Annotated in this window: 12 protein-coding genes; 8 read left to right on the top strand and 4 right to left on the bottom strand. The window is 44.1% G+C overall.

From position 1 onward, the window contains the following. The first annotated feature begins 150 nt into the window (after positions 1–150). The 4 genes from BVI01S_RS21235 to BVI01S_RS21250 all read left to right on the top strand — a co-directional run bounded on the left by BVI01S_RS21235 (position 151) and on the right by BVI01S_RS21250 (position 3,427). A complete protein-coding gene (locus tag BVI01S_RS21235) occupies positions 151–894 on the top strand; it encodes an ABC transporter ATP-binding protein (RefSeq protein WP_061811488.1) in 744 nt (247 codons plus the stop codon). Next, positions 884–2,113 (top strand): ABC transporter permease, encoded by a 1,230-nt coding sequence (locus BVI01S_RS21240; protein WP_244886970.1) that lies wholly within the window; start codon positions 884–886, stop codon positions 2,111–2,113. The genes BVI01S_RS21235 and BVI01S_RS21240 overlap by 11 nt, the downstream gene beginning before the upstream one ends. Before the next feature lie 62 nt (positions 2,114–2,175). Then, on the top strand, positions 2,176–2,877 hold the full coding sequence (locus BVI01S_RS21245; protein ID WP_061811489.1) for an EcsC family protein: 702 nt from the start codon (positions 2,176–2,178) through the stop codon (positions 2,875–2,877). A 142-nt stretch (positions 2,878–3,019) separates the two neighbouring features. Further along, on the top strand, positions 3,020–3,427 hold the full coding sequence (locus tag BVI01S_RS21250) for a DoxX family protein (protein ID WP_051758452.1): 408 nt from the start codon (positions 3,020–3,022) through the stop codon (positions 3,425–3,427). A 40-nt stretch (positions 3,428–3,467) separates the two neighbouring features. Here BVI01S_RS21250 and BVI01S_RS21255 read toward each other — a convergent pair whose 3' ends face one another. Then, complete coding sequence (locus BVI01S_RS21255; protein ID WP_061811490.1) at positions 3,468–4,670, bottom strand: M20 family metallopeptidase; 1,203 nt, start codon at positions 4,668–4,670, stop codon at positions 3,468–3,470. A 95-nt stretch (positions 4,671–4,765) separates the two neighbouring features. On the opposite strand from BVI01S_RS21255, the gene BVI01S_RS21260 reads away from it, so the two are divergent. Beyond that, positions 4,766–5,359, top strand: a complete 594-nt coding sequence (locus tag BVI01S_RS21260; protein WP_142245390.1) for a phosphatase PAP2 family protein — start codon at positions 4,766–4,768, stop codon at positions 5,357–5,359. A gap of 40 nt (positions 5,360–5,399) precedes the next feature. Here BVI01S_RS21260 and BVI01S_RS21265 read toward each other — a convergent pair whose 3' ends face one another. Continuing rightward, positions 5,400–6,797, bottom strand: a complete 1,398-nt coding sequence (locus tag BVI01S_RS21265) for a hypothetical protein (protein WP_061811492.1) — start codon at positions 6,795–6,797, stop codon at positions 5,400–5,402. 237 nt (positions 6,798–7,034) lie between these two features. On the opposite strand from BVI01S_RS21265, the gene liaF reads away from it, so the two are divergent. The 3 genes from liaF to BVI01S_RS21280 are packed head-to-tail and all read left to right on the top strand — an operon-like array spanning position 7,035 to position 9,573. Next, the gene (liaF, locus tag BVI01S_RS21270) at positions 7,035–7,847 is read left to right on the top strand and encodes a cell wall-active antibiotics response protein LiaF (protein ID WP_034763318.1); all 813 of its coding nucleotides are present in this window, start codon (positions 7,035–7,037) and stop codon (positions 7,845–7,847) included. A 25-nt stretch (positions 7,848–7,872) separates the two neighbouring features. Next, positions 7,873–8,901, top strand: coding sequence for a sensor histidine kinase (locus BVI01S_RS21275; RefSeq protein WP_061811493.1), 1,029 nt, complete (start codon positions 7,873–7,875; stop codon positions 8,899–8,901). A gap of 18 nt (positions 8,902–8,919) precedes the next feature. Beyond that, positions 8,920–9,573: a response regulator transcription factor gene (locus BVI01S_RS21280; protein ID WP_280513003.1), complete on the top strand. Its 654-nt coding sequence runs from the start codon at positions 8,920–8,922 to the stop codon at positions 9,571–9,573. 99 nt (positions 9,574–9,672) lie between these two features. Here BVI01S_RS21280 and BVI01S_RS21285 read toward each other — a convergent pair whose 3' ends face one another. Both BVI01S_RS21285 and BVI01S_RS21290 read right to left on the bottom strand, forming a co-directional pair. Next, positions 9,673–10,248, bottom strand: coding sequence for a cysteine hydrolase family protein (locus BVI01S_RS21285; RefSeq protein WP_061811494.1), 576 nt, complete (start codon positions 10,246–10,248; stop codon positions 9,673–9,675). A gap of 145 nt (positions 10,249–10,393) precedes the next feature. After that, complete coding sequence (locus BVI01S_RS21290; RefSeq protein WP_034763930.1) at positions 10,394–10,900, bottom strand: antibiotic biosynthesis monooxygenase family protein; 507 nt, start codon at positions 10,898–10,900, stop codon at positions 10,394–10,396. Between the last annotated feature and the right edge of the window lie 563 nt (positions 10,901–11,463).

Below are 11,463 nucleotides of genomic sequence, written 5' to 3' on the forward strand. Positions count from 1 at the left end.
CGGTGTAGAAAGTGATCTCGACAAATTACTTGCTTGTTCGTCTTTAGAGATCTGTTGGAGGAAAATGATTCATATTCAAAACATGCCTTTGCTTTAAAGTTTTGATAAAATAGAAATAATACATATAGTAGAGAAAGGACGTTGCTGCTCGTGTCGTTATTAGAAATTAAGCATCTTGTCGGCGGGTATACAAGGAAGCCGGTTTTGAAGGATATAACATTCTCCATTGACTCTAATGAAATTGTCGGGTTAATCGGATTGAATGGGGCTGGTAAGAGTACGACCATCAAGCATATCATCGGGCTGATGGAGGCGAAGCAAGGGGAGGTATCCATCAACGGCCATACGTTGAAAAAGGATGCTGATCAATATCGCAAGCAATTCTCATACATACCGGAAACACCGATCTTATATGATGAACTTACCCTCGAGGAACACCTGAAGCTTACGGCCATGGCCTATGGATTATCAGATGCGGAATATAAGGGAAGAATCGATAAATTGTTGAAAGCGTTTCGTATGGAGAAGAAGATGAGTTGGTTTCCCGCCCATTTTTCTAAAGGGATGAAACAAAAAGTGATGATCATGTGTGCCTTTCTTATCCAGCCCAGTCTGTACATCATCGACGAACCGTTTGTCGGATTGGACCCACTCGGGATCCAGTCGTTACTGGATTGGATGCAGGAAATGAAACAAAATGGGGCGGGCATCCTGATGTCTACCCATATATTGGCTACTGCCGAAAGATATTGTGATTCATTCATCATTCTTCATGAAGGGAAAATCCGGGCAAAGGGGACTTTAGAAGAGCTTCGCAGGGAGTTTACGATGCCTGAAGCCACTTTAGATGATATATACATCCAGCTGACAAAGGAAGAATCCCATGATGAATAACGTGGAGGGCATCTGGAAAAAGAGGATTGTAGAGTATAATCATGAACTTCAAAAGTATTTGAAATACATGTTCAATGATCATTTGTTATTCGTCCTGATTTTCGCTTTGGGGGGCGCTGCATTTACGTATAATCAGTGGGTAAAGACACTCGACCCAACATTCCCGGCTCCTCTCATCATGTCAGTCGCACTTGGTCTCTTATTGGCATGGAGTCCGGTTTACACATTTCTCCGGGAGGCGGATGCTGTATTTCTTCTACCTTTAGAAGAACGGTTATCCGGTTATTTCAGAAAATGTATCTGGATCAGCTTCATGTTCCAATCCTACATTCAACTGCTTGTCCTGGCTGCCTTAATGCCTATGTATGTTGCTGTATCGGGAAACAGTTTCAGAAGCTTCTTTCCGTTACTTGGCTTAGTATTGGTCATGAAAATATGGAATCTCTTTGTTCGTTGGTTCATGTTAAGGTTTCAGGAGAGGGAAGCTCACCTGACGGACAGCCTTGTCCGTTTTCTATTGAATGGGACTCTTTTGTTCCTTGTTTTATCGGGAGCCGATCTTTGGATGACACTCATTGTGGCCGTCTTGATGCTCGGCTATGCCTTGTATTTTCATCAAGGAACAAAGGGTAAGAACCTTAAATGGGATTTATTGATCAATCTTGAAGAGCAGCGCATGCTGATCTTTTATCGCATCGCCAATATGTTCACGGATGTTCCAAAGCTGAAAGGGAAAGTGCACAGGAGAAAATGGCTCGACTGGCTTGTGAAGGCTCCTTTCTCGCAAGCATCAACCTATCGCTATTTGTATCTTCGCTCGCTTGTAAGGACAAGTGAATATTCAGGACTGTATATACGCTTGACCCTGATCGGTGTGTTGCTGATTTATTCCAATCCATCTTTCGTCTTCAGTATTCTGACGGCTTTGGTATTTCTTTATTTGACAGCCTTTCAGATGATTCCATTATTCAAGCGCTTTGACTATAAGATATGGGTACTTATTTATCCGGTTTCAAGGGAATTGAAGACATCATCTTTTCAGAAAATCATGAGCCAGTCGATGATGATTCAGGCCCTTGTGTTTTCACTTCCTCTTTTTATAAGGGGAGAATGGCTGCCTGGATTGATCACGCTGCTTGCAGGCTTAACCTTCTCCATTTTTTTCAGTCAGTTCTACCTCGTCCAAAGGTTGAAGAAGATGGAAGAAACGCTTTTTTAATGAAACAGGCAGGATGAACATAGTATGAGTAAAGGCTGACGAAAAAGGATGGTGGTTCTAAAGTGAGCCATGAAAGAGAAGAGCTCGAGCAATGGAAACGGAGATACACCAGGAAATCGTCCATCTTTAAGAGGGTATCCAAACAGGCCCAGACGAAAGTGAATGAGTGGATACCTGAGAAAGCGCATAAAGTCGTCACGGAAAGCATCAAGAAAATGGTGGAGGTCACCCTGAAGGGCAGCGAATGGGTGTCCCTTCAGGCGGCCTACAGACCTGAGCTACAGGAACGGGAAGTCGTGATGAAGGAACGAATGGAATTTTACCGGAAAGCTGCCACCATCGAAGGGGCGGGAACCGGTGCCGGGGGGATTTTCCTTGGTCTTGCGGATTTCCCATTGCTTTTGTCCATTAAGATGAAATTTTTGAGCGAATGCTCCCTGATTCATGGTTATGACCCCAAACAATATGAGGAGCGTCTATTTCTTCTGTATGTTTTTCAGCTTGCATTCTCAAGTGATGCTCATAAGAAGAAGGTCCTTTCCATCATTGGGAATTGGGAGGAAGAAAAAGAAAAGCTGAAGGAACTTGACTGGAAAACCTTCCAACAGGAGTATCGGGATTACATCGATTTGGTGAAGATGCTCCAGCTCATCCCTGGAGTCGGGGCTGTTGTGGGTGCCTATGCGAATTATCAGCTATTGGATCAGCTTGGTGAGGTGGCAAAATTTGCTTATCGGATTCGCTACTTCCATGCAGTAGAATAGTACCGTATGAAGGTCGATCATCATGATCGGTCTTCTTTTTGTTGGGGTCATTGTGATGACAAACCCATCTTTTTATTTCCGCAATGACTTCATGTATAGTGATAAGGGTAGGGTAAATTGTGTTTAGTGAGGTGTGAAATAGATGAATAAACGGAAAAAAGCATGGAAGATAGTCGGGCTCATTTTATTCTCCTTTTTCTTCTTTCTGGCAGGGGTCTTTCATTTTATTGAAGCTCAAGGATTTGCGAAAATGGTCCCTGCGTTTATTCCTTTAAGGGAAGAGCTTGTTTATATTACGGGAATCATTGAATTTATTCTGTCAGTCCTGCTGTTGATTCCGAAGACGCGTGAAAAAACCGGGATCATCACCGCGATTTATTTAGTTCTTGTATTTCCTGCAAATATCTACGCGGCCATTAAAGGAATTCCGGCCCCGGGACAAGAAGATGCCAATCAACTGCTGCTTTGGGTCAGATTATTGTTCCAGCCCCTCTTGATCTGGTGGGTGTTGGTGGTCAGTAAAATTGAAAAGAATCATCGCTTTTATTAAAAAAGAAGGATGGGACGCGTGCGTCCGATCCTTCTTTGCGTTATTTCGGAACGGCTTTCGAAACGGAATGTTTATCCTGGTAGTGAATGGTTGCACTTGCCAATGATTTTGCTGCAATGAGAAGCGCTTTTTCGTTAAGATCAAACTTGGGGTGGTGGTGTGGGTAGGCCGTTTCTACATTATCGGGCTTGGCTCCCGTAAAGAAGAAAGTACCCTTCACATGTTCTAAATAAAAGGCAAAATCCTCACCGCCCATCTGCATTTCGATTTCTTCCACGGTATGCACTTCATCTACAGTATCGGCACTTTGAATGAATAGTTCTGTCTCCTCAGGGTGATTGACAACGGCTGGATACCCCCGCTCATATACAAACTCATAATCACAGCGTCCTGAAAGGCAGGCCCCTTTCAGGATCTGTTCGATTTCTTCTTCAATAAAGTCCCTGACTTCTGGATTGAAAGTCCGTACCGTTCCAATCAATTTAGCTGAATCGGCTATGACATTGAACGCATTATCAGCTATAAAGGAGCCGACCGTCACCACGGCTGGATCAATCGGGTTTACTCTTCTGCTGACGATTTGTTGAAGTTCTGCAACAACTTGAGCTCCGATAACGATGGAGTCCTTCGTTTTGTGAGGCTGTGCCCCGTGTCCCCCGGATCCTTTAATGACAATCTCAAAGCGGTCCGCAGCGGCCATGATTGGACCTGTTCGATGGAGGACCTTCCCAAGTGGTTCGGTTGCCCATAAATGGGTGCCAAAGATCACGTCCACATCTTCGAGGCAACCCGCTTCGATCATGGATTTAGCTCCTCCGGGTGCATATTCTTCAGCGTGCTGATGTATGAGAACGACTGTTCCTGAAAGGGTTTCTCGCATTTCATGAAGGGTTTTCCCTAATACCAGAAGTGTCGCGGTATGGCCGTCATGACCACAGGCGTGCATGACACCTGGAACGGTAGAACGATATTCCACTTCCTTTTCATCCTGTATGGGAAGGGCGTCAAAGTCCGCACGGAGAGCTACGGTCTTTCCGGGGAGCGCCCCTTCAACCCTTGCTACCACCCCATTGCCCCCGACATGTTCTTGAACGGGGACCCCGATTTCTTTGTAGTAATCCGCAATATACTTTGCCGTATTTTTTTCCTGAAAGGATAATTCCGGGTGTTGATGAAGAAATCTTCTGATATTAACCATTTCTATCCAACGATCTTCTAATTTCTGATATAATTCATTCAGCAAGTCCCCAACCTCCTAATGTTTGGTGAATATTACGAATAGTATAACACTAAATATGTACCGGGAAGAGGGGATAAGTGAAATTCAAGGAGGATCCGATGAATAAAACCTTATCCATTTCAGCTATCATTTCATTTGTACTTTTTATGACCATTGCCCATTTTGTTTATCATGACATGGAGATTTTCGGAGAGGATTATCTTCTGACAAACATGGGCGACATGAACGTTTTAGAACCATTTTCCGTGATAGGGACCGAGCTGGTAATCGGAATCGCCACAATCGCCTTGATCCTGTTTCTGTGGTGGGTTAAAAAAGATTATGCAGGAATCATAACGGTCGTGGTACTGGTTGCGGGAAGTAACGTCCTGAATAAAGCCATCAAAGGGTGGATGGAACGTGAAAGACCTCCGTTTTCCCATGGGGAAGAGGGGTTCAGCTTTCCTAGCGGTCATGCCATGGTGGGTATTGTCTTTCTCCTGGTAATCGCTTATTTCATCAGTAAGGAAATTTCCACCATGGGAATGAAAATCACGATCTTCACTTTGGCCGTCATCCTTTCCCTGTTGGCAGGATTCAGCCGTGTAGCGGAACAGGCTCACTATCCTACTGATGTTGCTGCCGGCTTCCTTCTGGGTTACTCGTTTTTCGTGCTGTGTATTTTCCTATATGAAAAGCGCCCTGCAAAATAAGAGGGACGGACCTTCCCTTGGAAGGTCCGTCCCTCTGTCTTTAGATTAAGAACATCACTACGATGGTAGTTGCGACCAGTCCGATGACGACTGGAAGCAGGTTTCGCCTGGCAAGTTCGAATGGGTCGACTCCGCAGATGGCTGCTGCCGGGATGAGTGCCCATGGTACAAGGGTCCCGCCACCGACCCAGATGGCTGCCACCTGGCCCAGGGCCGTCAGGGTAGCGATGCCGGAACCGATGCTTTCAGCAAATAAATTGGCGACGGAACCGGCAAGAGATATCCCCGAGAAGCCTGATCCATCAAGTCCAGTGATGGCACCGACCGTCGTAAGGGTAATCACGCCCACAGCCTTGGAAAGCGGGACGGCGGCGGCAAGGGATGCGCCCAGGTCATTGACGATTCCATGTGATGTTGCCGGAAGAAAATCCCCAATGATCGTTTGAAACCCCGAGTCCCCTAAATAGAAGAAAGCGGCGATCGGTATGACCGGACCGAATACTTTAAACCCGAACTGAAACCCGTCAATCATGAAACTGGTCGTTTTCTCTAACCCTTTTCCTTTATAAGCGGCCAATGAAATCAATAAGAGGATGATGATGGAGGTTCCCCCGATAAGTGCGGTTGCATCTCCACCCTGTAGATCGAATAGAACCATTGCCGTAATATCAGCAGCAAATAATATAGGGATAAGAATCGCAATGGCCTTTTTCCAACGGGATGATAAAAGCTCATGTGAAGCATCCTGCTCTGGATCGATGGCAGCAAGGGAGCTTGAATCGACCGTAAGGATCCCTTTTTTCATATCTCGTTTAAGGAAGATGAATGCAGTGACGGTCGTGACCACTCCCATGACAATGATGAGGGGGATACTTGCAGAAATAACTTCTGAAACAGGAATACCTGCAGCGTCTGCCGTCAGCTTTGGAGCAGCCTGAATGACAAAGTCACCTGAAAGGGCGATCCCATGACCGAATAAGTTCATGGCCATGGCGATGCCGAGGGCTGGCAATCCGACCCGTAAGGCAACGGGTACCAACACGGCTCCCAAAAGGGCCACTGCGGGGGAGGGCCAGAAAAACCACGAAATGAACATCATGACAAGACCGATCGTCCAGTATGCAAGTGCAGGGGTGCGGATGAACTTAGTGAACGGTCGGATCATCACATCATTGATCCCTGTCGACGTCAATCCTTTACTCATGGCAACAATGATGGAAATGACGAGAATGGTAGAAAGTAATTCAGTGATGGCAAAAATGAAGCTATTAAATATACTACTGATCGACCCGCTGATCGAACCCGTAGCAATCAAAGCGATACTGAAGATTCCGAGAATACATACGATGGTCGTGTCCCTTCGGAAAATCATAAATAGGATGATCAACCCTATGAAAACTAAATAAATCCAATGAAGAGCAGTCAAGTCAATCCCCATTAGAATACCCCCTCAATGTTTCAAACCTTGGGCATTTGCCCTGATCTGTACTATAGATTATGAAAATGCAAATAAGGTGTGATACAGGATAGAAACATTTTTTCAGCCCCTGGACTGAGGGTAAATCATTCCCATGCTCGTCAAACACCCGTGGAAATCAATCTATAATGGAAGAAATAACAGGAATAGACGATGTAAATAGAGAAAGTTAATAAGTGATGTGAAGGTGGTGCCTGTATGAGATACAAAGGAAGAAAGCAATGGTTTTTCTCATTTTTGCTGATGGTGATAGGATTGTGGCTATTATTACTGAATATCGGTGTCATTTCCTTGGAAATAACGCAGATATTTGTCAATATCATTCCTATTTTGTTATTACTGCTGGGTTTGAAGTGGTCAGTAGACAGCTTTTTGAAAAAAAGCTTCGGCAAATTACTGTTCGGCCTATTCAGCTTGGCGCTTGGGGTGCTGATCCTCCTTGATCAATACGATGTGTTGGTTTTCGATTACGGGAATTGGTGGAAACTATGGCCGGTCATCATTATTGCCATTGCGATTCATCGGATCGTGAGGAATAAACCGATTCAAGTGAGTATAAGCAGTGATTATCCGTTTGATAAGACAGCTGAAACAGATGATAAGGAGCAGCCACTGGGTGAAAAGATCCTACACAAGAAACCCAAGGTGAATAGAGGGTTTATCGTCGGGGATATCCGTTTTTCAGAACCGAACTGGCCCCTGGAAAATATGAAACTTTACAATGCCATCGGAGATTACTATTTTGATTTCAGTAAAGCCTTCATTCCTGAAGGGGAAACACCTATTGATATCAGAGGCTGGATTGGCGATGTGAAAATGATCATACCGGAAAATGTCCCTGTGGAAATCACTTTGAAGGTGCAGGTGGGGGATGTGAAATTGTTTGATCAGAAATCTGCTGATATTCGTTCGGAACTGTATTATCGATCACCAGGTTATTTGGAGGCAAGTAAAAAAATAAAGCTGACGATTGATGTGAAAATCGGTTCGATCCGGATTACGAGGATATAAAGCTTGCGTGAAAGGAGGAATGAGATTGAATAAAACCTCAAATATACGAAATTGGATCTTCAAGAGCTTTTTAATGATGGCTGTCATGACCATCCTACTTTTTTTTATCGTTTTGCAAGTCTATCTGTTCCTTTCAGAGGATCCCAGTATCTCTCTTTCTCTTTCCATTTATTTAACCACTTGTTTGGCCATCATTTTATTCCTATTAAGCATTTATTTCGGTTTTCGTACAGGGTATACATTCAAAGGCAGAATCGACGATATATCCACCTTTGTCACCTTACTCCGAAGTGGAAAGTTCTCTGCCAGGGTGGACAGGTATGAGCAGGATGAGCTCGGGATTTTATCGGATGAATTGAATCAGCTTGCGGTATTCATTCAAGAACAGGTGAAATCACTTCAGCGGCTCGCAGATGAAAAGTCAGAGCTTGCCGATCAGGCTCACCAGGCTGCGGTCATGGAGGAGAGGCAGAGGCTTGCCAGGGATTTGCATGACTCTGTCAGCCAGCAATTATTTGCACTGAATATGCTTTCTTCCGCGGCGCAAAAGAGCATCGGGACTGATTATAAGAAGGTTGAAATCATCGTGAAACAAATAGCCGACATTGCAGGGAAGGCACAAGGTGAAATGAGGGCCCTTCTTCTTCATCTGCGACCGATCGACTTAAGGGGCGAAAGTCTTCGAGAAGCATTAACCATCTTGATCAGAGAATTGAAGGAAAAAACACAAATTGAGATCGATGCCACTCTGGATGGTATGGAAGACTTATCGAAAGGTACTGAAACACATATGTTCAGGATCATCCAGGAGAGTCTATCCAATATCCTTCGTCACTCGGAAGCAACGAAAGTAAAAATCGTGACGGAGAAAAAAGAGGGCTTTGTCACATTGTATATCAGTGATAACGGTAAGGGGTTTAATCTTAAGGAAAATAAGATGACCTCGTACGGACTTCAAACGATGAGAGAGCGGGCGGAGGAAATTGGAGGACTATTTCAGATTCGCTCCAAAGAAAAAGAGGGAACGTATATCGATCTCCGCATCCCGGTCTAATTCAAAGGGGGAAGACAATTGGATAAGATAAAGGTAATGATTGTAGATGATCACGAAATGGTACGGCTGGGCATGAAAACCTATTTGCTGACAGAAGAGCGGATTGACTTTCTTGGAGAAGCAAAAAGTGGAAATGAAGCTGCCCGGCTTGCCAAGCTGTATAAGCCCGATGTGATATTAATGGATTTATTGATGGAGGATGGGAATGGCATTGAAGCCACAAGGAAGATCCTATCCTATCATCCCCACTGTAAAATTATCATCCTTACAAGCTACTATGACGATGAAAAGGTGTTTCCTGCCATTGAGGCAGGTGCTCATAGTTACTTATTGAAGACGGCAAGTGCAGAAGAAGTAACCGCGGCGGTTTATAAGGCGGTTAAGGGTGAATCGGTCATAGCGTCTAAAGTTGCCGATAAGATGCTGAACCGCTTCCGTCCCCAGGAAAGAAAGGCTCATGAAGAGTTGACGACAAGGGAAATGGATGTGTTGAAATGCTTGGGTGAGGGGCTGACGAATCAGGAAATTTCCGAAGAGTTATTTATCGGGATCAAGACCGTCAAGACCCATGTGAGTAATATCTTGAGTAAGCTTGGGGTCGCGGACCGGACCCAGGCAGCCATTTATGCCAATCGAAATGGGATCTTGCATAAAGCCGGAAGGAAAGAGTAGAGAAGGAATATGAAAGGCTGAAAGCAGAATGGGCTTAGTCAAAAGGAATGAAGTCATTCCCCTTGACTAAGCCCATTCTGCAAAAAGCGATAATGAAGATTAAAAAATGACCGGCTTCGTTAATTTCAATCGTGATGATAGCAGGGAATCCGTTGAAGAAATAGAAGCAAATTCATGGTGAAGATTTGCCAGGGACAGTCCATGAACAATTTCGGCGGAATATAGGGAACCGTCAAACGAATAGGTTTCAAAGCATGCAGTGGCATCATAAGGGACCGTCACTTCATATCCCAGATCCGCGGCCATACGGACAGTAGTAGAGATACCATGATTCGTTGTGAACCCCATGACAACAAGGGATGTATATTTTTCCCGTTTTAAATATAAATCCAAATCTGTATCGATGAAAGCGCTATTAGCGTGCTTAATGATGTGTTTTTCCTTTTGTACAGGACGGAAAGACTCTATAAAATCAAAACCTCTTGAACTTGAATGAAGTGGTGATTCCATATCGAAAGATGAATGTTGTACGTGTACAACCGGCCAGGCTTTTTCTCTCCAACCGTGCAAAAGCCGATAAGCATTCTTTTCCATAAAGGGATTATTCCGCTTTCCCAGTGAAGAATCAATATATGCCTTTTGGAAATCAACCAAAATCAAACATGTTTCACTCATCGGAACTCCTCTCCTTTCATTCAGGATGTCTGTAACCAATACGATTAAGTATACTGTTAATAATTTGTAATTATGTATGTACACCTTCACTGCAATTGTAAAGATTGAAAAGAATAAAGCTGCCTCTAGTTCAGGCAGCTTTTCTTCAGGATTGACCTGAAACGTAATATTTACTTACATAGGAAGCGCGTGGGAAGATATCTTTTTGATTATCGATTCCTTCTTCAGTGCCCCTCTTTGCATGGGCCTTCTCGTATTGCTTGGATTCCTGCCAGCCCAGGAAGCTCCGTTCATCGTCCCAAAGGGTCATGATCACATATGTATCGTTGTCCATTGGTCTAAGGACTCGAATCGCGGTAAACCCTGGCACCTCTTCAATCAAACCGGCACGGTTTTTAAAGCGGTATTCAAAAAGCGGCCTGCCTTCGTCTGATACGGGGATGTTGTTAAAGACCACGTATCCTTTACTCTCAAGTTCACCTGATTGGTCGACAATCTCATAGCTGCGGGGAGATTCAAAGAAACTTTCGCCGCTTGTTTCATGTAAAAGCAGTGCATCTTCGCCCTGCATCAAAAGCATTTTTTCACCCGCATGCTGATCCATTATTTTCTGTAAGAAATCATGTGTTCCTGTCGTCATATATAGCTTCATCCAAATCACCTCAATAAAGTAGTCACTTCTACTATACTCTTCCCTTTTCTCTCTCTCTTGTAACATGAATGATGGATATTTTTTCACCACCCCTCAAAAATCGGCAAATTTATGACATTTTCCCTTGAAAACTATACAATTCTCCCTAAAACGTCTATAGTTTAAAAGGGTTACAATCTGTACGTTCATATTTAACAAACTTTGAATTTGTTAAAGGCTCTGTCAACAAGAGTGAGGTAGATGGTGAGGGGAACCGCTTCGCTTTCCGGCGGACGAACGGCCGAGCCTCCTCAGCTGTCGCTTCCGGGGTCTCGGCACGCCCGTTTTCCGCAGGAGTCTGCGCAGTTCCCCTCACCATCTTAATCGGGAAAGACTTGACAGAGCCCTATAAATGACACGACAGTCAAAAAAGTATCTCTACTAAATTATTTGGAAATGACAATAAGGAATAAATTGGTTTTGTTAAATTGGTCAAAGAATTGTTTTTAGTTCGAAGTAAAAAACGATACTTAGAAAGTTGATTGAAGCGGTAGGTGCTCGACTCCTGCGGGAAATGCGTGAAA

The sequence above is a fragment of the Rossellomorea vietnamensis NBRC 101237 genome (genome assembly GCF_001591825.1).
Classification (GTDB): Bacteria; Bacillota; Bacilli; order Bacillales; family Bacillaceae_B; genus Rossellomorea; species Rossellomorea vietnamensis.

What these genes read in the sequence shown, in the direction of transcription:
- BVI01S_RS21260 (WP_142245390.1), top strand. Translation starts at nt 4,766, where the DNA reads ATGAATAAAACCTTATCCATTTCAGCTATCATTTCATTTGTACTTTTT.
- BVI01S_RS21265 (WP_061811492.1), bottom strand. Translation starts at nt 6,797, where the DNA reads ATGGGGATTGACTTGACTGCTCTTCATTGGATTTATTTAGTTTTCATA.
- BVI01S_RS21250 (WP_051758452.1), top strand. Translation starts at nt 3,020, where the DNA reads ATGAATAAACGGAAAAAAGCATGGAAGATAGTCGGGCTCATTTTATTC.
- liaF (WP_034763318.1), top strand. Translation starts at nt 7,035, where the DNA reads ATGAGATACAAAGGAAGAAAGCAATGGTTTTTCTCATTTTTGCTGATG.
- BVI01S_RS21240 (WP_244886970.1), top strand. Translation starts at nt 884, where the DNA reads ATGATGAATAACGTGGAGGGCATCTGGAAAAAGAGGATTGTAGAGTAT.
- BVI01S_RS21285 (WP_061811494.1), bottom strand. Translation starts at nt 10,248, where the DNA reads ATGAGTGAAACATGTTTGATTTTGGTTGATTTCCAAAAGGCATATATT.
- BVI01S_RS21290 (WP_034763930.1), bottom strand. Translation starts at nt 10,900, where the DNA reads ATGAAGCTATATATGACGACAGGAACACATGATTTCTTACAGAAAATA.